The sequence below is a fragment of the Coprococcus sp. LG101-27 genome (assembly GCF_027695515.1).
GTDB classification, from domain to species: domain Bacteria; phylum Bacillota; class Clostridia; order Lachnospirales; family Lachnospiraceae; genus Allocoprococcus; species Allocoprococcus comes.
The window spans coordinates 1-24,379 of the sequence record NZ_JAQEUJ010000033.1; the positions used below are offsets into that span (position 1 = coordinate 1).

Below are 24,379 nucleotides of genomic sequence, written 5' to 3' on the forward strand. Positions count from 1 at the left end.
ATGGTCCTATTTCTTTTAGGGACTTATTTCACAGCCCCTTTTTCCATCTTCTTATTTTTCTTCCAGCATAAAGTATTTCATACTTGTTCCGCTTTCCGCCACATCCGCAAGATTGATACAACTGTTTCCCATACGGTCGATCAGATGCAGGATATTGGTAAACGGAGCAGTAAGGCTTGCCTTACATTTTCCTTTATTGACACGCTCAATATGCGCTTTCCGCATCTTGATATCCAGATCCAGAAGCTTATCCTTTCGCTTCATCATCTTGCCTGGTTCGATACCATCATCTCCCTGCAGTGCCTTCAGAGAATCACAGAACATCTTATTCAGTACCTTCAAACTCTTCTGCAGCTCATCCATCGCTTCCGGTGTATATTTATACTTCCGGTCTGATCTTTCCAACATACATTCTGCCATTTCCACACTTAAGGTTCCCATACGTTCCACATCGCTGAGTACACACATGAGGCTCGCCGTCTGCGCTGCCTGCTGCTCGGTCAATGAACCCGAAGAAAACAAAGCTGCAAGATATTCGGTAATACACTTTCCAAGGCGTTCAACCTGTTCTCCGTTTTCTTTCAGACCGTCAATAGATTTCACTTCTTCATTTTTCACAAGCTCAATCGTTTTCTTCAGAATATCTCCTACCTGGTCACTCATACGGAAAATCTCTTTTGCCACAAGCTGCAGCGCTGCTGCCGGCTGACTGATGATATTTTCATCCAGATAAATCGGGCTGCCTGGATCTTCAACACCTTTTTTGCCATCCGGGATCAGTGTCATGACAATCTTCACCATCAGTTTAATCAGGCATACCCAGATCAGTGTCATTGTGATGTTAAATACAGTATGTGCATTTGCAATCTGTCTGGAAATCGCTTCAATCTCCGGACCTTTCGGCGAAATGTTCTGGATCAGTGCCGCAAATGGTTTTACGAACCAGATAAACAAAAAGCAGCCGGAAATATTAAAAATACAATGCGCCACAGCGGTTCTCTTCGCATCTTTTGACTGTCCGATACTGGCAAGGAGTGCTGTGATCGTTGTACCGATATTATCACCTAAAAGAATCGGGATTGCTCCTGCAAGCCCAAGTATACTCGTAACCCCGTCCGGTCCCGGCTGGGAAGCGAAGTTCTGCAAGACTGCGATCGTTGCACTACTACTCTGTACAACCAGCGTCATAAATGTACCAACTGCCACACCAAGTACCGGAATATGTGCAACCCGTCCGATCAAGTCTGTGAATACCGGACTGGATGCCAATGGTTTCATGACATCTCCCATTGTTTCAATTCCAAGGAACAAAAGGCCAAAAGCAAAAATCGTCTGGCCGATACTTTTTACTTTCTCTGATTTTGTTACAAATGAAATCAGAAATCCTATAAAAATAATCACATAAATATAGTCACTGATCTTAAACGCAATAATCTGTGCTGTCATGGTTGTACCAATATTTGCACCAAAAATGATGGAAATTGCCTGTGGCAGGTTCATCAGTCCCGCACTTACGAAACCGATCGCCATAACTGTCGTCGCACTGCTGCTCTGGAGTACCGCGGTTGTAAGCGCACCGGCAAGCACGCCCAGAAGCGGATTCTTCGTCAGAAGTGCAAGAATGCTTTTCATTTTATCGCCCGCCGCCTTTTGCAGACATTCACTCATCATATTCATTCCATAGATAAAAACTGCCAGACCGCCAAGCAGTCCGAAAATGATCTGAATTTTCTCGTTCATATTAATTCCTCTCTCAATTTACCCTGTGTTTGTTAATATCTTTTAAACTTACTTTTTACAATGATGTCTTCCCTTTCAGCTCATTTTCCATTTTATCTGTGGTCTATGCAATTCCAATCAAATCTATGTTAAGTTTAGGTTAAATTTTCTTTCTTCTATCATTTTTTCTTTCCCATGATCATAGTTATGTAAAATCGCATTAAAAAAGATTGTGCCTCGGCACATTCTCGCGCCGAGCGCGTTGCTGAGCGCCAGTGGCGCTCCTGTTCTATCTATAAATCTATCTAATCCCAAGCACACCATATCCAACTATTCCAAACACCGCCGCAAGAGTGATCACCTTCGGTACAGACCAGTTCTTCTTCAATATCAGATAGAACATCACCACTCCGATCCCGCACCCAAACCAGTCAATCCTCGCATCCGGAAAATAATTTTCCTGCATCAGATCCAGAATCACCGCAAGGATCATTGCGATGCAGATTGGCTTGATCACATTTAACATACAGCTCATAATATCATTGCCACGGAACTTTGCAAAGCACACCGCTACGCCAAGCGTCAGCGTATAAGCTGGCATCAGCACGCCCATAACCGCTGCAATCCCACCCAGAACACCTGCCGTCTGCATCCCGGCAAAAGTCGCACAGTTAATCCCAAGCGGTCCCGGTGTCATTTCTGCGATAGCGATCAAGTTAGTCAGATCCTCCGCTGTCATCCACTGATTGACCTTCATCTCCTGCATAATAACCGGGATCATCGACATTCCGCCAAAGCTGGTAAATCCGATTTTCATAAACGCTGTAAAAAGTCTGAGATAGATCATGCCGTCTGTCCTCCTCTTGTCTTTTTCACCGCTCTTATAGAAAGCGCCAGTATCACTCCCGCTACGATCATCACCACATTACTGATATCCGTAAATACACAGAGCACCAGTGCTAACGCACAGATCGGGATTGCTGATTTTCTGCGGAACGCTTCTTTCCCCAGTGAAAGTGCGGCACTTCCCATAATCGGAACTACCGCACAGCGGATTCCGCGAAGTGCCGCATGGCACCAGACATTACTTTTCAGCACCTTATAAAATGCAGTAACAAACGACAGGATCAGAACCGCCGGACAGGTCATTCCGAGCACTGCACAGACACCTCCAAACCAGCCACCTACATAATAGCCAAACAGCATACTGATATTGGTGATCATAATTCCGGGAACTGACTTTCCAACCGCAACCATATCCAGCAGTTCCTCTTTTGTGATCAGCTTCCGTTTATCTACAAACTCCTGCTCCATCTGCGCCAGAATACTCCATCCGCCTCCAAATGTAAAACATCCTATCTTAAAGAAAAATGCAAACAGCATCAGTCCATTTTTGATTCTCTCTTTACCCATCTCTTCTTCCTCCTGTTTCTTTACTTTATCATCTCTATTGACATTAGTAAAATATATGTTTTATTATTAAAAATATAGTTTAAACCTATGGAGGATTTTTTATGAACTGGAATCAGCTGCAATATGTCATCACCATTGCCGAAGAAAAAAGTATCACCAAAGCGGCGCAGAAGCTTTATATTTCCCAGCCTTCCCTTTCCTTAAGCATTCAGGCTCTGGAAAAAGAAACCGGAACCCCTCTTTTTGAGCGGAACCGTGGCGAAATGAAGCTTACCTATGCGGGCGCCCTTTTCTATGAATGGGCAGTTTCTACCCTCCACTCTCATACCCAGTTGGAATGGAAGCTTGGTGATATCGTTTCCGGTTCCCGGACACTGATCCGGCTGGGTCTCAGTCCCCACCGAAGTGAACGGCTTCTGGCACCGGTTCTGGAACGCTTTTATTCCATGTATGAGAACTGTGATATCCAGATCATTGAGCAGCCGACCTACATCCTGCGGCAGATGCTGGAAGAAGACAAGCTGGATCTGATTCTCGATATTTCCAGCCCGGATACTATCAATTTTGAGAGTGAGCTTCTGGTAAAGGAAAGTTTTGTCCTGGCAATCCCTGACTCTCTGTGTCCTTTTTCCGATCCATCACCAAAAGAGGAGGGCATCTCTGCCACTCCTCAAATTCATTTGCCTGCGTTATCTGCAGTTCCTTTTATTCTGCTTTCAGAAGATCACGATCTCGGAAAGATCAGCCGGAAGATCTGCGATACTGCTGCTTTCCATCCAAATATCCGCTGCATCTGCACCAGCAGTAATACTGCCTTTTCTCTTGCAAGACGAGGGATGGGGATTGCCTTTCTTCCTGAAATTTATGCACGGACTACTTCCTTTCCGGACATTCATTTCTTTACCCCGGATCACTTTCATGACACCAGGGACATCTGTGCTGTCTATCGGAAAAATATTTATCATCACGCACAGTTTCAGGCGCTTCTTGCTCTCCTCCGCGAGATTGTCCCGGCAATCTACAGGGCAGCTTAGTCTGCCCTGATCCGTACCTTAATTCTCTTCTTTTACTCCCTTACTCTACATTTTTCAGTGCCTCATCCATCGGCACATGTTTAATCCTTCGATATTCTAACATTGCCACAACTGCATAGGTTCCAATCCCGATCAGGAACATTTCCACATAGATCTTCGGATCGATCCAAAGCGCGATCCAGCCGGAAATACTAGTCAGCATCATTTCCCGGAACAGCACATTCATAACTGCTTTCTCAATCGGCAGGCTGAGAAGCAGACAGATGATCACCACGATCGTCGTCGACCAGATATAAAGCCTGCTGATCTCTCCATTGGTATATCCCAGGATCTTCGTCATGGAAATAGCCTGTGCATTTTTCTCAACAATGATCTTGGACAACAGATAGATCACAACCATATAAATACCGATTGCAAAAGTGTTGACCATCCCCATCATATTTCCCATAGATACATCCAGCTGTCTCGAAATCTTTGTCAGTGCTTCCAGATCAAGTACAGAGCCAATGTATTTCTCATCAATATCCTTGATCTTCGAATCGGAAAAATATCCACTGAAATAATCGTTTCCCATATCAAAGGTATCATTCAACTGCTCCTGTGGCATAAATACACAGATTCCACCGCTGTATTTGTAGATTCCTTTAACCTTGAATGTATACTTTGTCTTTTCATATTTTTCTTTCAACGTGATTGAATCGCCCGGCTTCAACAGAAACTTCTCTGCATAGGCACTGGAAATATAGACACCCTCACTGTCCTCCAGATCTGCATCGATATATTTACTGTCCGGTTTGATTCCGTACAGGATCACTTCATCTGTCTTATATTTGCTCGGCAGTGTTTCCAGCGAATACGCACTGAATGCTTCCGCGTCTTCATTCTCCGTCTTTGTTCCATAAGAGAACTGTAAAAGCTCCAGCATACTGTCCAGTTTGTTTCCGCTCATCGCACTTACCGGAACCTCCAGCATATACTGGTATTTTGCAAGCATATTGCTCTGGATATCCTGCTGATAGTGCGAAAGTACTGACGGCAGCAAAAGTCCAAAGAATAAAAGCAGATTCGCAAATATGATTCCAATAAAAAGTACAATGTAATTGCTCATATTCTGGAAGATCACACGGAGCCGGAATCGATGGAAAATTCCAAGCTTCGGACTTAGCCGGACTGCTCTTTTCCGCCTGCTTCCAGAAAGATCTCTTCTCAGGAATTTCAGCGGTGAAAGCCTCAGCTTGTAACGAAGGATTCCATAGTTGACTACCAGCATGATCAGCACCGGAACCACCGTTGTCATCCAGAAAGCCTCTGCATTCCATACTGTCACATAGGTCGGCAGACTATAGCTTCCATAATACATCCCCGCACATACATTTTTCAGTGCTGTATAACCCAGAATATTTCCGACCACCGCACCGATCAGCGTAACGATCACCGGAAGTGCCATGTAATGTCCGATCAGTTCTTTTCTTGTATACCCGGAAGCCCGCAGAGTTCCGATCACGCCTGCTTCTTTACGGATCGTATTGCTGATCGTGATTCCAAATACAAACGCAATGATCACAATGATCATATAGAGGAGCATTGTGATCATTGCACGGTCACTCCCCATATCATCACCGGTAAATGTAATTGCCTGGTTCAGATACTGTGGCACAAAAGACTCCAGAGTGACTTCTTCCCCCAGTGCTTCCATCAGATCTTCCGACATCTTTTTTTCCTGTTTTTCATTTTCCGGTGCTTTGTCATACACCCAGGAATAACTGTACTGAATCTTATCCTGATTCAGAGATTCAAACTCTTCCGGTGTTACAACCGATACCCCGAATTTGATTGCATCAAACATGCTGTCATTATTGTTCTGGAACAGGCAGCTATAGTCAGACAGTGCCACAAATCCTGTGACTTTCCACTTTTGTGAACCACTTTTCAGTGTATCTCCGACAGAAATCTTATTATTGTCCGCATACATACGGTCAATTGCCATTTCTCCTGCTTTTTCAGGAAGCTTTCCTTCCATCAGGCACACCAGGTTGATCTCTTCCCTGTTTTTGAAAATACGCATGGTACTTCCATTATCCAGTGCCTCTTCCAGATAAAAGTTTTCATACAGTGTCACACCATTTTTCTCGATGTTTTCCTGTTGTGCTTTGGTAATTTTTTTCTTTACCCGGAAATTTCCATCTTCAATCTTGTATTTCTCAAAGCCTTCATTATATGCTTTTATCATGCTTCCGTCAGCAACCAGAAAGCCGGATACAAACCCAATCGTTACAATCATAAGGATCAGAACCACCAGGTATTTTCCAATTTCTCCCTTCAGTTCTCTCGGAAGCCGTTTTCTCAACGGACTCTTCATAACACGCGTCCTCCTTACCATTCCAGCTCACTTGCAGAAAGTTTATGCTCATTACAGTAATTTTTGCGGATCATTCCATCACGAAGTTTTACCACCCGGTCTGCCATATCCTTGATTGCATCGTTATGGGTAACCATAACAATGGTATTCCCATATTTCTGATTGACTGTTTCGATCAGCTTCAGGATTTCCTTGGATGTCTTATAATCCAGCGCACCGGTTGGCTCATCACAGAGCAGGATGTCCGGATTTTTGACAATTGCACGTCCAATCGCGGTTCTCTGCTGCTGTCCTCCGGAAAGCTGGTTCGGCAGCTTGTTCTGATGTTCATAAATACCCAGCGTTTGCATCAGCTCATCCACATCCAGCGGACGATTACTTAAATAAGCACCGATTTCAATATTTTCTCTAAGTGTCAGGTTTGGAATCAAATTGTACATCTGGAATATATAACCCAGATGCTTTCTCCGGTACAGGGACAGCTTCTTCTCTGTCATATCCTCCAGCTGTTCTCCATCAATCGTAATACTTCCTTCATCTGCCCCGTCAATACCGCCTATAATATTCAGAAGAGTCGATTTTCCGGAACCGGATGGTCCCAGAAGCACACAAAACTCTCCTCTTTCAATTTCCAGATCAAATCCTTTCAGAACATTTACCCGGCTGTCGCCTGTTCCAAACGACTTTTTGATCCCCTTAATCTCTAAAAACATTCCTCTACTCCTTCCTTTAGTTACTCATATCGTAGTGATGTTATATTTCATACACTTATGTTAGTTTAGGCTTACTTTTTTGTCAATATTTTAATTGTTATTTTTTGAAAAAGATATTGACAAATGGAAGGAAAATTTTTAAAATAACTATCTGTGTAATTTTATACCAAAATCTTTGTGGATTTTTCTGGATATCAAAATAGATATCTACTTTTCGCCACATAACTTGTTGCATACAGCGACAGTTATGTGGCTTTTTATATATCGGGCTTCTGCCCTTTTTTACAGATTTTGTACCTTATGCTTTACATTTATCAGGAGGAATGTTTATGAACCAGACTTACATGAAAGAAAAACCGATTCTGCCACTTCTGCTTTCCATGGCTCTGCCAATGGTGATTTCAATGATGGTCAACTCCCTTTATAATATTGTTGACAGCTATTTCGTTGCACGGATCAGTGAAGAAGCAATGACTGCTCTGTCTTTAGTCTACCCGATCCAAAATTTTATCACCTCGGTCGGTGTCGGCTTTGGAATCGGAATCAATGCCGCCATCTCCTTTTTCCTTGGCGCCCAGGATCAGAAAAAAGCGGATGCAGCTGCCACACAGGGACTTTTTCTCTCTGTCATCCACGGTATTGTTCTTACCGTAGTCACAATTGCCGTAATGCCGCTGTTTTTACAGATTTTTACAAAAGACGTGACCGTTATTCAGATGGGAAATGCCTACTCCCGGATCGCATTTGGATTTTCCATTGTAATCTCTCTTGAAATTACCTGGGAAAAAATTTTCCAGGCAGTCGGACGGATGCGCGTGTCCATGATCTGCATGATGAGCGGATGTATTTTCAATATCGTACTGGATCCACTTCTGATCTTCGGAATCGGACCGTTCCCGAAAATGGGAATTGAAGGAGCCGCACTTGCAACCGGTCTTGGTCAGGTTGTCACACTGGTACTGTACCTTGCCTTTTATTTTACCAGACCGCTTCCGGTGAAGATTCATAAAAGCTGCCACGTAGACCGTGCCATGGCTGGACGGCTTTACGCGGTTGGAATCCCTGCCACTTTGAATATGGCACTTCCATCCCTGCTTATCACCGCACTAAATGGGATTCTCTCCGCCTACTCCCAGATTTACGTGGTGGTGCTCGGAATCTATTACAAGCTTCAGACCTTCCTGTATCTTCCGGCAAATGGAATCATCCAGGGAATGCGTCCGCTGATCGGATACAACTACGGTGCCGGTGAGACAAAGCGTGTCCACAGACTGTTTGCCGATACCCTTTATCTGAGTCTTGGGATCATGCTCTTTGGTACCGTTTTCTGCCAGCTCTTCCCGGATTCACTGATCGCACTGTTCAGTTCTAATCCGGAAACCATTCAGGCAGGAGGAATAGCACTTCGGATTATCAGCCTCGGATTTTTAGTTTCTTCCGTGTCCATCACCAGCTCTGGTGCACTCGAAGGACTTGGAAAGGGAACACCGTCCCTGCTCATCTCACTGTGCAGATATACGATCATCATTATTCCGGCCGCATTTATCTTAAGCCGGATCTTCGGGGCTTCCGGAATCTGGTACGCATTCGGAATTACCGAATTTGCAACTGCTGTAATCGCCTATATGACTTACCGGCGGGCAACCATAAAAAAATAGGCATATCTGCATCAAAAAGTTCTACTACTTTTTCGATACAACAAAAACCGTAAATCCGGATTTGCTCTTTACAATACTGCAAATCTCCGGATTTACGGTTTTTAATTTTCTCTTTATTTTACTTTTCCATCCCAGTCCGACTTTTTATTTGCAGACTATTCTTCTTCGCTGATAATATGTCTCGCAACATAAACACCACTTGCAGATGCATGGGACAGAGAATGTGTAACACCACTTCCGTCACCGATCACATACAGTCCCTTATGGCAGCTTTCCAGATTTTTATCGATCTCTACTTCCATATTGTAGAATTTTACTTCCACACCATAGAGAAGGGTATCGTCATTTGCTGTACCAGGTGCTACCTTATCCAGAGCATAGATCATCTCAATGATTCCATCCATGATTCGCTTTGGAAGAACCAGACTCAGATCACCAGGCGTTGCTGATAAGGTTGGTGTTACCAGACCTTCTTCAATACGCTTTTCTGTACTTCTTCTTCCACGTACCAGATCACCAAAACGCTGTACGATCACACCACCGCCTAGCATATTGGAAAGTCTTGCGATACTTTCACCATATCCGTTACTGTCCTTAAATGGCTCAGAGAAATGCTTTGCAACCAGAAGGGCAAAGTTGGTGTTGTCCGTCTTTTTTTCATTTCCTTCATAACTGTGTCCGTTTACTGTGATGATACCGTTGGTATTTTCATTTACCACAATACCGTTCGGATTCATACAGAAAGTACGCACATTGTCCTCAAATTTTTCTGTACGGTATACGATCTTGCTCTCGTAAAGCTCATCTGTCAGGTGTGCGAAGATCACTGCCGGAAGCTCTACACGGACACCAATATCCACGCGGTTTGATTTGGTCGGGATTGCAAGATCCTTGCAGACCTTTTCCATCCATTTGCTTCCGCTTCGTCCGACAGAAACCACACATTTCTTACATTCATAAGCGCCATTTTCACATACAATGCGGTATCCGCCATCAGTGATCTCGATTGTCTCAACCGGTGCATCAAAGAAGAAGTCCATTTTATCCTTCATCTGATCATAAAGATTCTGAAGAACGACATAATTGATATCTGTTCCCAGATGACGTACAGATGCATCCAGAAGATTCAGCTTGTTCTGAAGACAAAGCTTTTTAAATTTTGTTCCGGCTGTGGAGTACAGTTTTGTCCCTTCTCCACCATTTTCCATATTGATCTCATCGACGTACTTCATCAGCTCAACAGCCTGTTTTTTACCGATATACTCAAATAAAGTTCCGCCGAAATCATTGGTGATATTGTATTTTCCATCTGAAAATGCTCCGGCTCCGCCAAATCCGCACATGATCGAGCAGCGTTTGCAGTTGATACAGCTCTTTACTTTTTCGCCATCAATCGGACATTTTCTCTTTTCCAGCGGATAACCCTCTTCAAATACTGCGATCTTGCAGTCTGGTTTCTTTTTCATCAACTCATAAGCAGCAAAAATCCCGCCTGGTCCGGCACCGATAATAATTACATCATACTTCATCCGTATATCTCTCCTTTATTTGCATGATAAAATATAATTTTCACTAAATTGACTGTGTCATAAATATAGACTGTAATATATGTGCAATTCTATACTATGTCACATAATAAAACTGCCGCATATCCGTCTGTATCCAGATGATTCTGCACGGCAGTTGTTCTTCTTTAGCACAACCTTTCATATTTTAAGAGAAATCTTTCTTTTCGTCAAGGTGTTTCTTTCTTTTTTTATATGAATTTTGCATGAATTTATTTTCTTTTTTATATAGATTTTGTAATATTTTTCATTATCCAGTTTTTATATTTGCACTGTCAAAAATCTTTCTGTTTCTATATTGCTGTTTCTGCTACCCTTTCGTTTTCTGGCGGATTTACAGCTTCACGATGGTCGGCTCATGTTCCATTGCCGGAATAATCTTCTCTACCAGATCTTTTGTCTTAAGTCTGAGACTCGATGTATTGATACATGGATGACATCCGATATATTCTCCTGTAAGCACATCTTCATCAATCAGAAGCCGTACCATCTTGTCCTTATCATTCATCAGTCCAAGCACACTTAAAGATCCCGGCGTGATGTCCAGATATTGTTCCATATACTCCGCTTTTGCAAAAGAAAGTCTGGACGAACCGATCTGCGCTGACAGATCCTTTGTTTTAAACACCTTATCTCCCGGAAGCATCAGTAAATAAAACTGTGTCTCCTGTCGGTTGCATAAAAGCAGATTCTTGCAGATCGTCGCCTCCAGCGTCCGGTCGATTTCCTCGCATGCCTCCATTGTCATTGCGGCTTCATGGTCGATTCTCTGGTAGCTGACTCCTAGCGAATCCAGGAAATCATATACGCGGATTTCCTTATCCAATCTGCCTTGTGTGTCTGTTGGTCTTCCGTTTACTAATTCCATTTCGTTTCCACTTCCCATCTCATCGTATATTCAAGCCACATTATAATATTTTAGGAGAAAAAATACTCACACTTACTCTGCCCACTAAAATACTCTAATTCTACAATTTCTGCAGGTCTTATTTTCTTTATATAAGTAAGTGTTCTAAAAGCCATATCATGTCCTACTAAAATCACCTTATTATAATTTGCATATTTATCGGCCACTCTCTGTATCCTATTTCTCATTTCATCCAAAGTTTCCCACCTTAATTGCTGATTCTTTGGATATGTTCCTTTATTATCATTAAATTCTTTTGTTAAAGCAATCACTTCTTCTGAAGTAGTAATTTGATTTGTTTTATCAACTTGCCATTCATGCAAATCAATTTCAACATTAATTTTCAAACCTGTTTCTCTTGAAATAATTGCTGCCGTTTGTAAAGCTCTAGTATAGGGCGATGATACAATTAATTCTGCTGTTTTTAAACGCTTGTCTTTTGCAGTTTTTTCAACTTGCTTAAACCCTGTTTCTGAAAGCGGTGCAAAAGAACGTCCAAATCCATAAAATCCTTTTTCTAACATATTACCATAATCTGGTTCTCCATGTCTAATAAGATAAAAAAACGCCATAATCATTTCTCCTAGTTCTTCTTTATCCATCTACTTTCCACAAAATATCTTTAATCCAACATGTTAATTATATCATCCTCCTCAGCTTCATAACAAATATTTTTCTATCAGATTCTCTATTATCTTTGAATTTAATATATTTTGTTCTGTTTCGAAAGTTATGATCAACCGCTCCCCAGGATATATATGATTTATTTGATAGGATTCAATTTTACGCACTGCTGCTCTTGCATAATCCTGTTTATCCATCATTCCTTCATGTTCCCAATATATTTCCCGGTAAGTCTTTCTTGACAAAAATGTAAAATCCGGATACACGGTACCATACCCTTTCAGATGAAGTGGCTTTTCATATTTGTAAAGAATATTCTTTCTATAAAAATAATCTGCTAATATCTTCTCTGACTTTGATCTGACACGTTCTCCCTTCTCAGTAAGAATTAATGGTGTTCCCTCCTTGAACTCTTTCCCCTGATATTCTTCTTCATACCACTTTGTAAGCAGCTGATCCCATGTTGGTTCGATCGGAGTTACCAGTAATTGTCTCGCTTTATTCATAGACGTATAAATTTTCTCAATCTCATCATCTGAATAATTTTTTGTTATTCTCTTTATTTGTTTAAGCCTTGCTTCTCCCTTTTTTACCACTGCCTTATTATAACCTTTTTGCGCCAGGCACTTTGGCAATTCTTTATTATCTCTTGGAATGTAGACTCCTTTGTTATCATCTATACATTGATAATAGCGCGGCTTATTTTTATCTATTGAAATTCTGAGGTGTCCTTCTGGTACTGTTGTATTCAAATCAGCTTTAGCTTGCGTAACAACTTTCTCCAAATGTTCCTGCATCTGAAGAAGCATGTTTTCTAATTCATACATATATATAAACATTTCTCCTTTGCTTTTCTATTTTTCAAATCCTAATCAATTCATTTCGAGAATTTTCTTGATTTGTTTCGAATTTTGAAAATTATAATCAACTTATTTCTATAATCTTCTTGATTTATTTCGAGTTTTGTCAATTACAATCAACTCATTTCTGTAATCTTCTTGATTTTCTTTGAGTTTTTGAGAATACAACCAATTTATTTCCATCATCTTCTTGATTTATTTTCATTTTTCCGGTATACAATCAATCCATTTCTGGAAACTTCTTGATTTATTTTCATTTTTTGGAATTATAATCAATCTATTTAATTAGACTGTCTTGATTTGTTTTAGCTTGTAATAATTTGCAATCAATTTACTCTTTGCAAAAATGATTTGATAAAAGATTTTTTGATTTGGTGGATTCAGTGTATCATATATATTCTGAAAAGAACAGTAAAATTTTCATTTTAATCATAATTTAATATTTCTAATCTATAACTAGATAAAATAAGAGAGCGTGTGAAAAAACGAAAGTTTTTTTCACACGCCCTCTTATTATTTATTTCTTGCTATACGCAATATGCTTATTTTGCATTCTTCTGTGCGATTGCAGCCTGTGCAGCAGCCAGACGAGCGATCGGTACACGGAATGGTGAGCAAGATACATAATCAAGACCAATGCTGTTGCAGAATTCTACAGAGCTTGGATCTCCACCATGTTCTCCACAGATACCAACGTGAAGTTTCGGATTAACCGGTTTTCCGAGTTCGATAGCCATCTTCATAAGTTTACCAACACCTGTCTGGTCAAGTTTAGCAAATGGATCGTTCTCGAAGATCTTAGCGTCATAGTAAGCGTCAAGGAACTTACCAGCATCATCACGTGAGAATCCGTATGTCATCTGTGTAAGGTCGTTTGTACCGAAGCAGAAGAAGTCAGCTTCTTTTGCGATGTCATCAGCTGTAAGAGCAGCTCTAGGAATTTCGATCATTGTACCAACTTCGTACTCAAGGTCGCTTCCTGCAGCAGCGATTTCAGCGTCAGCTGTTTCTACTACAAACTTCTTAACATATTTAAGCTCTTTGATATCGCCAACCAGCGGGATCATGATTTCCGGTTTAACATTCCAATCCGGATGAGCTTTCTTAACATTGATAGCAGCACGGATAACTGCGCTTGTCTGCATCTTAGCGATTTCCGGATAAGTTACAGCAAGACGGCATCCACGATGTCCCATCATTGGGTTGAATTCGTGCAGAGAGCTGATGATTGCTTTAATCTGGTCAACAGATTTGCCCTGTGCATCAGCAAGTTTCTTGATATCTTCTTCTTCTGTTGGAACGAATTCATGAAGCGGTGGATCAAGGAAACGGATAGTAACCGGATTTCCTTCCAGTGCTTCATAAAGTTTTTCGAAGTCTCCCTGCTGTTCCGGAAGGATCTTAGCAAGTGCAGCTTCTCTTTCTTCTACTGTTTCAGAGCAGATCATTTCACGGAATGCATCAATTCTGTTGCCTTCGAAGAACATATGCTCTGTACGGCAAAGTCCGATACCTTCAGCACCAAGTTCGCGGGCTTTCTTAGCATCAGCTGGTGTATCAGCATTTGTACGAACTTTCATAGTTCTGTACTTGTCAGCCCATCCCATGATTCTTCCGAATTCACCTGCAATTGTAGCGTCTACAGTCGGGATGATTCCGTCATAAATGTTACCTGTAGATCCATCAAGAGAGATTGCATCTCCTTCATGGTATTCTTTTCCACCAAGTGTGAATTTCTTGTTTTCTTCATCCATGTTGATGTCACCACAACCAGATACACAGCATGTTCCCATACCACGTGCAACAACGGCTGCGTGTGATGTCATACCACCACGAACTGTCAGGATACCCTGAGCAGACTTCATACCTGTGATATCTTCCGGTGATGTTTCAAGACGTACAAGAACAACTTTTTCTCCTCTTGCAGCCCATTCTACAGCATCATCAGCTGTGAAGACGATCTTACCACAAGCAGCTCCTGGAGATGCTCCAAGTGCTTTAGCCATCGGTACAGCAGCTTTCAGTGCAGCTGCATCGAACTGTGGATGAAGCAGTGTATCAAGGTTACGAGGATCGATCATAGCAACTGCTTCTTCTTCGGTTCTCATTCCTTCATCAACGAGATCGCAAGCAATCTTAAGAGCAGCCTGAGCTGTTCTCTTACCATTACGTGTCTGAAGCATGTACAGTTTACCATGTTCTACAGTAAACTCCATATCCTGCATATCTCTGTAATGTGTTTCCAGAGTCTTGCATACTTCTTTGAACTGTTTGAATGCTTCTGGGAATTTCTGTTCCATTTCTGAAATGTGCATTGGTGTACGAACACCTGCAACTACGTCTTCTCCCTGAGCATTTGTAAGGAATTCTCCGAACAGTCCGTTATTTCCTGTAGCTGGGTCACGTGTAAATGCAACACCTGTACCACAGTCATCACCCATGTTACCAAATGCCATCATCTGTACGTTAACAGCAGTTCCCCATGAATACGGGATATCGTTGTCACGACGGTATACATTTGCTCTCGGGTTGTCCCATGAACGGAATACGGCTTTGATAGCTCCCATTAACTGTTCCTTTGGATCTGTCGGGAATTCAGCACCGATTTTTTCTTTATATTCTGCCTTGAACTGGTTAGCTAATTCGTGAAGATCTTCTGCTGTAAGTTCAACGTCCTGTTTAACGCCTCTTTCAGTTTTCATCTTGTCGATCAGTTCTTCGAAGTATTTTTTACCTACTTCCATAACTACGTCAGAGTACATCTGAATAAATCTTCTGTAGCAGTCCCAAGCCCAACGTGGGTTGCCTGATTTTTCAGCAAGTACATTGACAACGTCTTCGTTAAGACCAAGGTTCAGGATTGTATCCATCATACCAGGCATAGATGCTCTTGCACCAGAACGAACGGAAACAAGAAGTGGATTCTCTTTATCACCGAATTTCTTTCCTGTGATTCCTTCCATCTTTGTAATAGCTTCCATGATCTGAGCCATGATTTCTTCATTGATCTGTCTTCCGTCCTCATAATACTGAGTACAAGCTTCTGTTGTGATTGTGAAGCCCTGTGGCACTGGAAGACCTAAGTTTGTCATTTCAGCAAGGTTAGCGCCTTTTCCACCAAGCAGGTTTCTCATATCGGCATTACCTTCTGTAAACATATAAACCCATTTTGTTGCCATTTTACAGTTCCTCCTCGTTATTGGTAATTGATATATATAAAACTTGAAAATCACAGTCAGACTGGTAACTGTCTGCTCTTTTCATATCTTATATCGCCCTTAAAAAACGGATTTTACCGCACTAATATTGTAAATGTTTTAACTGTGATAGTCAACCCTTATGTACTTTTTTTCGTACAAAAAAAGTGAATTTATCGAAGAGTTCAATTTCTTCAAGTGATTTCTTCTATAAAAAAATTCTCCGTAATTAAATTTCTTTTATATACTATAAATTTTGTTATTATCAGAAAAAACTCAGGCAAAACCGGACTGTATCCATTGTTTTGCCTGAGTTCTTTTCATCTCTTACATATTCAGAAGGAATGCTCTGTATCCCTTTACTGCTTCATACACATCAGCTTTGCTGCTGACTTCATAAGGTGCATGCATGGAAAGTACAGCAACACCGCTGTCGATCACTTCCATACCATAATTTGCCATAATATATGCGATGGTTCCGCCGCCGCCTACATCGACTTTACCAAGTTCTGCGAACTGGTAAGTAACGCCTGCATCGTCCATCACCTTGCGCAGTCTTGCAAGATATTCTGCATTTGCATCATTGGATCCGCTCTTTCCGCGGCTTCCTGTAAACTTGTTGAATGCAAGTCCCTTTGTAAAGAAAGCGGCACTTCTCTTTTCAAATGCTTCTGCAAACATCGGATCATAAGCAGCACTTACGTCAGAAGAAAGCATTCTTGAATTAGCAAGTGCACGGCGTACCTTCAGTTCAGATTCACCTTCTGTAAGTGCAACAAGCTCTGCAACTGTATTTTCAAAGAAACGAGAATGCATTCCTGTTGCTCCGACGCTTCCGATCTCTTCTTTATCTACTAACAGACAGCATCCTGTACGCTTTGCATTTTCCACATCCAGCATAGCGAACAGAGAAGTAAATGCGCAGACTCTGTCATCCTGTCCATAAGAAAGGATCATGCTGCGGTCAAATCCACAGTCTCTTGCCTTTCCGGCCGGAACAATTTCCAGCTCAGCCGATGCAAAATCCTCTTCTTCGATTCCATAGTTCTCTTTTAAAATATAAAGTACGTTAGCCTTGATCGTTTCTTTTTCTTCTTCATCAAGTCCCTCCGCTTTATCAAGCGGACTGTTTCCAATCAGAAGATCCAGCTTTTCTCCTTCAATCACTTCACTTGCTTTCTTTGACATCTGGTTTGCTGCAAGATGAACAAGAAGGTCTGTAATAACAAATACCGGATCAGACTCTTTTTCCCCAATGCTGATCTCTTCTACGCTTCCATCTTTTTTCGCAACAACACCATGAAGTGCCATCGGTCCTGTTACCCACTGGTATTTTTTGATTCCACCATAGTAATGTGTATCCAGATAAGCCATTCCTTCACTTTCATATAATGGATTCTGTTTCACATCAATACGTGGTGAATCGATATGAGCTCCAAGGATATTCATACCGTTTGAAAGCGGTTCTTCGCCCATACGGAACATGGCAAGCATTTTTTCCATGCATACCGCATATACTTTATCTCCTGCTTTCAGGCTCTTTCCTTCTTTCAGAACATCTTTGATATCCTGATATCCTGCTTCTTTCGCCATCTCAACCGCAAGCTTTACGCATTCACGCTCTGTCTTTCCGGCATCCAGGCAAGCTTTGTACTTTTCATTGATTTCATGAAGTTCTTTTTTGGCAGCTTCATCATAAGAGCTCCAGAGATTCTTTTTTTCTTCCATTTCTATACCTCTCTTCAATTCAGTTGGGATTCCCCACAATATTTTTAGTATAATCCTCTCCCGATAAGAAGTCAATTATTACCCTTTAACTTTACAAGCATTTCCGTCATCGTTTCCTTCAAAACCGGATGCCGTTTATGCGGTGCGATCTCACACATTGGTCCAAGCACAAATTCCCTGTTCTGCATATCGATATGTGGTATACATAAATCATCCTCTTCAATGATCTGATCCCCATAGAAAATGATGTCCAGATCCAGTGTTCTCGGTCCCCATCTGCGGATCCGCTTTCTTCCGGCTTCCTGCTCAATTCGGTGCAACAGCTCCAGAAGCTCATGCGGGGTAAGCAGTGTTTCCATTTTCAGTGCCCCGTTCAGGAATTCATCCTGATCCGTCACACCATATGGCTCGGTTCCGATCAGTTTCGATACCTTCAGGACTCTACAAAGTTTTTCATTTTTCAGCTCTTCTACCGCATTCTCAATGTATTTTTTCTTATCACCCATATTCGATCCGAGTGCGATAAACGCTTCATTCCAGCAACGTTCAATCTTCACGGAAACCGTCTCAAGCGGCAGTCCTACCGGTGCCCATGGTTTCTTTACTTCCACCATGACTTTCCGGATCTTCTCATCAAATAATAAGATCTCTTCTGCAAGCTGCTCTGCTACTGCTTCGATCAGCCTGTAATTCTTCTCTTCCATCTTTTCTTTTATCAGATGGGAAATGGTTCCGTAATTCACAGACGCTTCCAAGTCATCCGTTTTTCCCGCCTTGCGTGTATCCACATACAAAATGCAGGAAACCAGAAACTTCTGTCCCAGTCTGTTTTCTTCCGGATACACCCCATGATTTGCAAATATTTCCAGGTTTTCAATTTTTATCTGATCCATCTTTTTCTCCTGCTTACTCTCTTGCCAGAATCACTTCTGTCATCTTGATCGCTCTGCGGTTTTTCTCAGCATCATGAACGCGCACAAATCCATAATGACTCTGTACTGCCATCACGGTTGTGACAAGAGTTCCTTCTTCTCTTTCTGTTACCGGCAGATCCAGTGTCAGACCGATCATGGATTTTCTGGAAGTTCCAAGAAGCATCGGATATCCAAGTCCGTTAAAAAGATCCAGATGCTTCATCACATCCAGGTTCATCTCGTAGGTCTTTCCAAATCCAACCCCCGGATCCAGCATGATCCGGTCATCTTCAATCCCAGCCGCTTTCGCTGTATCTACACACTTCTGCAATTCTGCATACATATCCTTCAGGAAATTCTTGTACACCGCCTCATTTTTATTATGCATCAGACAGCATGCCGCATCATATTTTTTCACAAGACCTGCCATCTTTTCATCGTACTGGAATCCCCAGATATCATTTACCAGATCTGCCCCTGCCTGAAGTGCTGCCTCTGCCACATCACTCTTATAAGTATCAATCGAAACCGGCACATCAAAATTCTTTTTGACAGCCTCGATAACCGGCGCAGTTCTTGTAATTTCTTCTTCTGACGTAATCTGCTGGTGTCCTGGTCTTGTGGACTCTCCTCCGATATCCAGGATATCGGTTCCGCCTTCTAAAAGCTCTTCTGCATGACGCATTGCCGCATCATAACCGTTCCACTTTCCCCCGTCCGAAAAAGAATCCGGTGTTACATTCAGGATTCCCATAATATAAGTATGTTTTGCTGTGTCAAATTCTTTATTCCCAATTTTCATTTTGTTTCCTCGTTTTCTACCAGATGATTTTCTGATTCTTCTTTTCTCCACTCCAGTTACAGTCCTTCTCAGCCGGACACGTATAACACGCACGGGAAATCTTATCTGCATCATAAAGGATTTCTGCAAGTTGCCACTTATCCTGCCCTGCATTTTCTGTCTCTTCTGCATTGCCCCGGTGACTTAAAATTGCAAAAAGAATCCTGTCCGACTCCTCCTTTGTAAATCCAGTCTCTTCCAGAATCCTTTTTGCAATTTCAGCACTCGCTATCTCATGGGGAACTCCCGCCTTATACTGCTGCCATTTCCCAATATCATGAAGTAATGCCGTCGCATAAATCTCTTCTTTTCCAAAGGCATATCCACGCTCCATCGAAAAAATATACATCAGACGTGCCACGTCCAGAAAATGGTTCATATCATGATGGCAGAATATTCTTTCCTTTTCTGCATCTTTATTCTTTACCAGTCCTTCTATAAAAAGAGGATGCTCATATATTTTCCAGATTCTCTGCATCCTCCTCTGCTCTTCCAGTTTTCGTTTTATTTTCATCGCACTAACCTATCATACGGAAAAACATGTTCTGCAGCTTTTCATTTTCTTCAAATGCACCTCTTGTAACAACACTGACCGTCTTGCTTCCCGGCTTCTTGATTCCACGCATGGTCATACACATATGCTCTGCCTCAGCAAGTACCATTACTCCCTTTGGATGAAGATTCTCCATCAGGGCATCCGCGATCTGTGCTGTCATCTGCTCCTGCAGCTGAAGTCTTCTGGCAAACACTTCCACAGTCCGTGCAAGCTTGCTAAGTCCCACTACCTTTCCATCCGGAATATAGGCAATATGAACCTTTCCGTAAAATGGCAGCATATGATGTTCACACATGGAATAAAACGTAATATCTTTTTCCACAACCATCTCATTGTTTTCTGCTGTAAATGTCTTTTTCAGGTGTTCCGCTGCATCCTCATTCATTCCGCCACAGATTTCTTCATACATTCTTGCAATCCGGTCCGGTGTCTCAGCCAGTCCTTCCCTATCCGGATCTTCACCGATTCCTTCCAGTAAAAGACGGATTGCCTGTTCTACTTTTTTATGATCTACCATAATGTTCTCTCTTCCTTTTTTCTTTCAAACACGTTTGTTTCCCGTTCAAGTCTTATCACTTCTCCCAGATAAGATAAGGAACCAAACACCAGAACAACATCTTCTTTCCCACATTCTGCTTTTGCTTTTTCAAGCGCATCTGCAATGTTCTCTGCCGGTTCTGACTGTACGTTCTTGGCCTTTAATACTTCACATAATCTCTCTTTTCCCAGATTTCTCTCCCCATTTGGAAGATCGATCGTATACACCTTTGAAAGATACGGAGCCATGATCTCTGCGATTTGTTCATATTCTTTATCTTTAAAAACCCCCATCACACCGACAATCTTTCTGCCCGTCAGATAGGTTCTCACATTTTCCGCAAGTCTTCTTGCGGCATCCCTGTTATGCGCTCCGTCGGCGATCACGGTCGGTTCTTTTTCAAGTACCTGAAACCGTCCAGGCCATGTCACTTTCACAAATCCCTTTCTTACAGCGTCTTCCGGAATCGAAACACCGCTCCTTCTTAACGCATCCACAGCTTCCAATACTGTCGCCGCATTGTCAATCTGATATCTGCCAGCCAGGCGAAGACGGATATCTTTATATTCTCCATAAGAAAAAATCTGTCCATCCATCGTTTCTTCAGAAATCACAGCCTTTTCCGGATGCGAAACCACAAACCGGCATCCACACTCTCCGGCCTTTTTCTGGAGGATATCGGTCACAGACATCTGCTGTGGCGACGTGACAACTGCCAGACATGATGGTTTTATAATTCCGGCTTTATTTTCTGCTATCTCTTCTAATGTGTTTCCCAGCACTCCGATATGATCCATACTGATCGATGCAAAAATACTCAAAACAGTTGTATCTATTACATTTGTCGCATCAAGAAGTCCACCCATTCCGGCTTCCAGAACGACATAATCACACTGTTTTTCTCTGAAATAGAGAAATGCGATCGCTGTTTCTATCTCGAAAACAGTTACGGTGAGATCCGTTTTTTCTTCTACTTTTTCTGCTGCCTCTTTCACCTGAGATACAAAAGGGGCGAGCTCGTCCTCCGCCATCCATTGGCCATCAACCTGAAATCGTTCCATATATCCCATCACGGTCGGAGAACAGTATCTTCCGGTCCGGTATCCAGCCTGCTGCAGGATACCGGAGAGTCCGGCGAGAATCGATCCTTTTCCATTAGTCCCGGCTATATGTATAAATTTCAAATCTTTCTGCGGATTTCCAAGCTCACCCAATAAGCTCTTTATACTATCTAAGCCAAGTACACTTCCGTATTTCGATACATGATCCAAATATACCCTTGCTTCTTCGTATAACATGATTTAATTTTCCTTTTTGTACTTTTCAGCATATGCTGATATCTGAATATTTTATCATATTCCCTTACTGCTGTACAGTTCTATTTCTTTTTCTTTGGTACAACGTGGATCGCTCCACCCTCTGCTTCTTCCAGGGCTTCTCCGATTCCTTCATTATACGTCGGATGTGCACGCATTCCCTTCAAAAGCTGTGCAACCGTCATTTTATTTGCGATCGCAGTTACAAATTCACCGATCATGTCTGTGGCTCTTGCACACATCATCTGTGCTCCGAGAATCACATCTGTCTCTTCATTTGCCACGATCTTGATAAATCCTCTTTCTTCTTTTGTAATAAGCGATTTACCATTGGCACTCATGATAAATTTACCAGTCTTCACTTTGATTCCCTGTTCTTTGGCTGCATCTTCGGTAATACCTGCTGATGCGATTTCCGGATCTGTATAAACACATCCCGGAACCACATCCAGATTCACGGAAGGTTCTTTTCCCGCCAGCTGTTCTGCAACAACGATTCCCTGTGCACTTGCTGCATGGGCAAGCTGTGCACCAAAGATCAGATCACCGATCGCATAGACTCCCGGAATACTGCTTTCGAATTTATCATTTACAAGAACACGTCCTCTTTCCATATCCGGAGCAGCGCCTTCTGCAAATAATCCGTCGGTATTCGGGCATCTTCCGACTGCACACAGAACATATTCTGCTTCTACAGTCTGTTCTTTTTCTTTTTCAACGAAGGTACATACACAGGTATCCCCTTCCATGTGCACACCCTGTACTGCTGCTGATGTATGGCTTTCTACGCCCCGTTTCTTCAGGATCAGTTTCAGGTTCTGTGCGATCTCTTTATCCATATTTGGAACCAGACGCGGCATTGCTTCAAGAATGGTTACCTTAGATCCAAGTGCAGAATATACGGTAGCAAATTCTACACTGATCACACCGCCACCGATGATAACCAGACTCTTTGGAACTTCTCTCATCTTGAAGAGTTCATCACTTGTCAGAACTCTTGGAAGATCCATTCCCGGGATTGGAAGAATCAGTGGTTTGGAACCAGAAGCCAGAATGACATTCTCTGCTTCAATAGACTGTTCTTCATTCCCTGTAATCTTAACTTTTTTCCCCTCAAAAAGTGTGCCTTTTCCATGATATCTTGTTACGCCGTTTGCCTGCAGGAGCTGTTCTACTCCCTGAACAAGCTGTCCGGTTGTCTGCTCCTTATATTCCAGAATTTTTTCAAAATCATAAGTAACATCTGATGCTGAAATTCCGAAGCGGTCCGCTTCTTTGATTTCACGATATAATGTCGATGCATGAATCATTGCTTTTGCCGGAATACATCCTCTGTTCAGGCATGTTCCCCCGACTTCTCTCTCTTCGATCACTGCGGTCTTCATTCCAAGCTTCGCAGATTTGATTGCTGCCACATATCCTCCCGGACCGGCTCCAATTACTACTACATCAAACTTCTCGCTCATTTTATTTCATCCTCCTACAGTTCCTCGCCCTGAATCCATTCGATAATGTCTTTCATCATCTCTTCTTCCTGTGGATCATCTGACCAGAACAGCCCCAATTCCGTACAGATACTTTCCTTTCTGTACTTCAGTCCTTTCAGATACTTCGGAAGTGTATGTATGAAATCCGGATTCAGTGCATCCGACCATGCAATTGCATCCTTGATCTTTCCTGATTCTACTGCAAACTGAAGTGTAATTCCTCCCCATCCAAAACGGTGGGAAAGCTCATACTGAAAATCAATTTTTCTGCCATAGAGCCAGTTCCATGAAGAGAAAAATTTCTCTCTTTCTGCAATTACTCCGGTATCAAGGTCTTCTATTTTTTTATCACGTACCTTTAATCCGTATACCTTTTCAAATGACTGCTTAAGTGCCACCTTCAGTTCTTCCATTGTAAGCTCCGGAAGATAATCTCTTAAATTTGTCACTCTGGATTTTACCGAATCAACCCCCTTTGATTTCAGTTTATCCTTTGATACAGTCAGATATCTGGATAAGGTTTCCATGTTTACTCCTACCATGATCGTGCCATGGTGATAGCAATGTTTTTCCTGCTCATAAAACGCATTTCCCGAGAATTTCTTTCCATCGATCAGGATATCGTTACGCCCGGATTTTTCAGCCTTCAATCCAAGGATCTCCATCGCTCCTATGATTACCTGCAGTTGCCGGTCCAGATCATATTCTTCTTTACTGATCAGAAATGTGAAGTTCATATTTCCCAGATCATGGTACACAGCTCCACCACCTGACAGGCGCCTGGCAAGATGACCACCTTCTTCTTCCAGCTTTGTTGTTCTACATTCTTTCCAAGCATTTTGATTCCGTCCGATAACAACTGTATTCTGATTCTGCCACAAATAAAGAATACATTCTTTATCCTCGCAGCGGACAGTTAAAGCCTGCTTATAATCTTCAGCATGGCGTGG

20 protein-coding genes are annotated in these 24,379 nt (G+C 42.2%); 2 read left to right on the top strand and 18 right to left on the bottom strand.

What is annotated here, in order from left to right; all coding sequences use genetic code 11:
- Positions 1 to 51 precede the first annotated feature (51 nt).
- From PG766_RS15160 to PG766_RS15170, 3 genes are all read right to left on the bottom strand, one after another.
- Complete coding sequence (locus PG766_RS15160) at positions 52 to 1,740, bottom strand: Na/Pi cotransporter family protein (protein WP_118198841.1); 1,689 nt, start codon at positions 1,738 to 1,740, stop codon at positions 52 to 54.
- 280 nt (positions 1,741 to 2,020) lie between these two features.
- Positions 2,021 to 2,566, bottom strand: coding sequence for a chromate transporter (locus PG766_RS15165; protein WP_118198840.1), 546 nt, complete (start codon positions 2,564 to 2,566; stop codon positions 2,021 to 2,023).
- Complete coding sequence (locus tag PG766_RS15170; RefSeq protein WP_118198839.1) at positions 2,563 to 3,132, bottom strand: chromate transporter; 570 nt, start codon at positions 3,130 to 3,132, stop codon at positions 2,563 to 2,565. The genes PG766_RS15165 and PG766_RS15170 overlap by 4 nt, the downstream gene beginning before the upstream one ends.
- 101 nt (positions 3,133 to 3,233) lie before the next feature.
- On the opposite strand from PG766_RS15170, the gene PG766_RS15175 reads away from it, so the two are divergent.
- Positions 3,234 to 4,166: a LysR family transcriptional regulator gene (locus PG766_RS15175; RefSeq protein ID WP_117822773.1), complete on the top strand. Its 933-nt coding sequence runs from the start codon at positions 3,234 to 3,236 to the stop codon at positions 4,164 to 4,166.
- A gap of 40 nt (positions 4,167 to 4,206) precedes the next feature.
- On the opposite strand, the gene PG766_RS15180 is transcribed toward PG766_RS15175, so the two are convergent.
- Together PG766_RS15180 and PG766_RS15185 are read right to left on the bottom strand one after the other, a co-directional pair.
- The gene (locus PG766_RS15180) at positions 4,207 to 6,525 is read right to left on the bottom strand and encodes an ABC transporter permease (RefSeq protein ID WP_118198838.1); all 2,319 of its coding nucleotides are present in this window, start codon (positions 6,523 to 6,525) and stop codon (positions 4,207 to 4,209) included.
- Positions 6,526 to 6,539: 14 nt separating this feature from the next.
- On the bottom strand, positions 6,540 to 7,238 hold the full coding sequence (locus PG766_RS15185; RefSeq protein ID WP_055261269.1) for an ABC transporter ATP-binding protein: 699 nt from the start codon (positions 7,236 to 7,238) through the stop codon (positions 6,540 to 6,542).
- Between the two features lie 329 nt (positions 7,239 to 7,567).
- Between PG766_RS15185 and PG766_RS15190 the strand changes: the two genes are divergently transcribed.
- Complete coding sequence (locus tag PG766_RS15190) at positions 7,568 to 8,896, top strand: MATE family efflux transporter (protein ID WP_118198837.1); 1,329 nt, start codon at positions 7,568 to 7,570, stop codon at positions 8,894 to 8,896.
- Positions 8,897 to 9,051: 155 nt separating this feature from the next.
- Here PG766_RS15190 and PG766_RS15195 read toward each other — a convergent pair whose 3' ends face one another.
- The 13 genes from PG766_RS15195 to PG766_RS15255 form a co-directional block, all read right to left on the bottom strand.
- Positions 9,052 to 10,425 (bottom strand): NAD(P)/FAD-dependent oxidoreductase, encoded by a 1,374-nt coding sequence (locus tag PG766_RS15195; protein WP_118198836.1) that lies wholly within the window; start codon positions 10,423 to 10,425, stop codon positions 9,052 to 9,054.
- A gap of 370 nt (positions 10,426 to 10,795) precedes the next feature.
- Positions 10,796 to 11,329 (bottom strand): prolyl-tRNA synthetase associated domain-containing protein, encoded by a 534-nt coding sequence (locus PG766_RS15200; protein WP_117822763.1) that lies wholly within the window; start codon positions 11,327 to 11,329, stop codon positions 10,796 to 10,798.
- A 50-nt stretch (positions 11,330 to 11,379) separates the two neighbouring features.
- A complete protein-coding gene (locus tag PG766_RS15205) occupies positions 11,380 to 11,970 on the bottom strand; it encodes a histidine phosphatase family protein (protein ID WP_118198835.1) in 591 nt (196 codons plus the stop codon).
- 57 nt (positions 11,971 to 12,027) lie between these two features.
- Entirely contained in the window at positions 12,028 to 12,819 is a 792-nt protein-coding gene (locus PG766_RS15210) for a hypothetical protein (protein ID WP_118198834.1), read from the bottom strand.
- A 575-nt stretch (positions 12,820 to 13,394) separates the two neighbouring features.
- Positions 13,395 to 16,031, bottom strand: coding sequence for a pyruvate, phosphate dikinase (ppdK, locus tag PG766_RS15215; RefSeq protein WP_117822757.1), 2,637 nt, complete (start codon positions 16,029 to 16,031; stop codon positions 13,395 to 13,397).
- A 345-nt stretch (positions 16,032 to 16,376) separates the two neighbouring features.
- A complete protein-coding gene (locus PG766_RS15220; RefSeq protein ID WP_118198828.1) occupies positions 16,377 to 17,777 on the bottom strand; it encodes an aminopeptidase in 1,401 nt (466 codons plus the stop codon).
- 71 nt (positions 17,778 to 17,848) lie between these two features.
- Positions 17,849 to 18,670 carry a 2-amino-4-hydroxy-6-hydroxymethyldihydropteridine diphosphokinase gene (folK, locus tag PG766_RS15225; protein ID WP_008372039.1) on the bottom strand — a complete coding sequence of 274 codons (822 nt, stop codon included), beginning with the start codon at positions 18,668 to 18,670 and terminating at the stop codon, positions 17,849 to 17,851.
- 13 nt (positions 18,671 to 18,683) lie between these two features.
- The gene (gene folP / locus PG766_RS15230; RefSeq protein ID WP_117822755.1) at positions 18,684 to 19,493 is read right to left on the bottom strand and encodes a dihydropteroate synthase; all 810 of its coding nucleotides are present in this window, start codon (positions 19,491 to 19,493) and stop codon (positions 18,684 to 18,686) included.
- Between the two features lie 16 nt (positions 19,494 to 19,509).
- A complete protein-coding gene (locus PG766_RS15235) occupies positions 19,510 to 20,046 on the bottom strand; it encodes an HD domain-containing protein (RefSeq protein ID WP_243014397.1) in 537 nt (178 codons plus the stop codon).
- Positions 20,047 to 20,050: 4 nt separating this feature from the next.
- Positions 20,051 to 20,605 (bottom strand): GTP cyclohydrolase I FolE, encoded by a 555-nt coding sequence (folE, locus tag PG766_RS15240; protein WP_008372045.1) that lies wholly within the window; start codon positions 20,603 to 20,605, stop codon positions 20,051 to 20,053.
- Positions 20,599 to 21,924 (bottom strand): bifunctional folylpolyglutamate synthase/dihydrofolate synthase, encoded by a 1,326-nt coding sequence (locus tag PG766_RS15245; protein WP_270591165.1) that lies wholly within the window; start codon positions 21,922 to 21,924, stop codon positions 20,599 to 20,601. Before PG766_RS15245 ends, folE begins: the two co-directional genes overlap by 7 nt.
- Positions 21,925 to 22,004: 80 nt before the next feature.
- Entirely contained in the window at positions 22,005 to 23,408 is a 1,404-nt protein-coding gene (lpdA, locus tag PG766_RS15250; RefSeq protein ID WP_118198826.1) for a dihydrolipoyl dehydrogenase, read from the bottom strand.
- Positions 23,409 to 23,422: 14 nt separating this feature from the next.
- Positions 23,423 to 24,379, bottom strand: a 957-nt coding sequence (locus PG766_RS15255; RefSeq protein ID WP_270591166.1) for a lipoate--protein ligase, incomplete at its 5' end; no start/stop codon positions are given.

What these genes read in the sequence shown, in the direction of transcription:
- PG766_RS15160 (WP_118198841.1), bottom strand. Translation starts at nt 1,740, where the DNA reads ATGAACGAGAAAATTCAGATCATTTTCGGACTGCTTGGCGGTCTGGCA.
- PG766_RS15165 (WP_118198840.1), bottom strand. Translation starts at nt 2,566, where the DNA reads ATGATCTATCTCAGACTTTTTACAGCGTTTATGAAAATCGGATTTACC.
- PG766_RS15170 (WP_118198839.1), bottom strand. Translation starts at nt 3,132, where the DNA reads ATGGGTAAAGAGAGAATCAAAAATGGACTGATGCTGTTTGCATTTTTC.
- PG766_RS15175 (WP_117822773.1), top strand. Translation starts at nt 3,234, where the DNA reads ATGAACTGGAATCAGCTGCAATATGTCATCACCATTGCCGAAGAAAAA.
- PG766_RS15180 (WP_118198838.1), bottom strand. Translation starts at nt 6,525, where the DNA reads ATGAAGAGTCCGTTGAGAAAACGGCTTCCGAGAGAACTGAAGGGAGAA.
- PG766_RS15185 (WP_055261269.1), bottom strand. Translation starts at nt 7,238, where the DNA reads ATGTTTTTAGAGATTAAGGGGATCAAAAAGTCGTTTGGAACAGGCGAC.
- PG766_RS15190 (WP_118198837.1), top strand. Translation starts at nt 7,568, where the DNA reads ATGAACCAGACTTACATGAAAGAAAAACCGATTCTGCCACTTCTGCTT.
- PG766_RS15195 (WP_118198836.1), bottom strand. Translation starts at nt 10,425, where the DNA reads ATGAAGTATGATGTAATTATTATCGGTGCCGGACCAGGCGGGATTTTT.
- PG766_RS15200 (WP_117822763.1), bottom strand. Translation starts at nt 11,329, where the DNA reads ATGGAATTAGTAAACGGAAGACCAACAGACACACAAGGCAGATTGGAT.
- PG766_RS15205 (WP_118198835.1), bottom strand. Translation starts at nt 11,970, where the DNA reads ATGGATAAAGAAGAACTAGGAGAAATGATTATGGCGTTTTTTTATCTT.
- PG766_RS15210 (WP_118198834.1), bottom strand. Translation starts at nt 12,819, where the DNA reads ATGTATGAATTAGAAAACATGCTTCTTCAGATGCAGGAACATTTGGAG.
- ppdK (WP_117822757.1), bottom strand. Translation starts at nt 16,031, where the DNA reads ATGGCAACAAAATGGGTTTATATGTTTACAGAAGGTAATGCCGATATG.
- PG766_RS15220 (WP_118198828.1), bottom strand. Translation starts at nt 17,777, where the DNA reads ATGGAAGAAAAAAAGAATCTCTGGAGCTCTTATGATGAAGCTGCCAAA.
- folK (WP_008372039.1), bottom strand. Translation starts at nt 18,670, where the DNA reads ATGGATCAGATAAAAATTGAAAACCTGGAAATATTTGCAAATCATGGG.
- folP (WP_117822755.1), bottom strand. Translation starts at nt 19,493, where the DNA reads ATGAAAATTGGGAATAAAGAATTTGACACAGCAAAACATACTTATATT.
- PG766_RS15235 (WP_243014397.1), bottom strand. Translation starts at nt 20,046, where the DNA reads ATGAAAATAAAACGAAAACTGGAAGAGCAGAGGAGGATGCAGAGAATC.
- folE (WP_008372045.1), bottom strand. Translation starts at nt 20,605, where the DNA reads ATGGTAGATCATAAAAAAGTAGAACAGGCAATCCGTCTTTTACTGGAA.
- PG766_RS15245 (WP_270591165.1), bottom strand. Translation starts at nt 21,924, where the DNA reads ATGTTATACGAAGAAGCAAGGGTATATTTGGATCATGTATCGAAATAC.
- lpdA (WP_118198826.1), bottom strand. Translation starts at nt 23,408, where the DNA reads ATGAGCGAGAAGTTTGATGTAGTAGTAATTGGAGCCGGTCCGGGAGGA.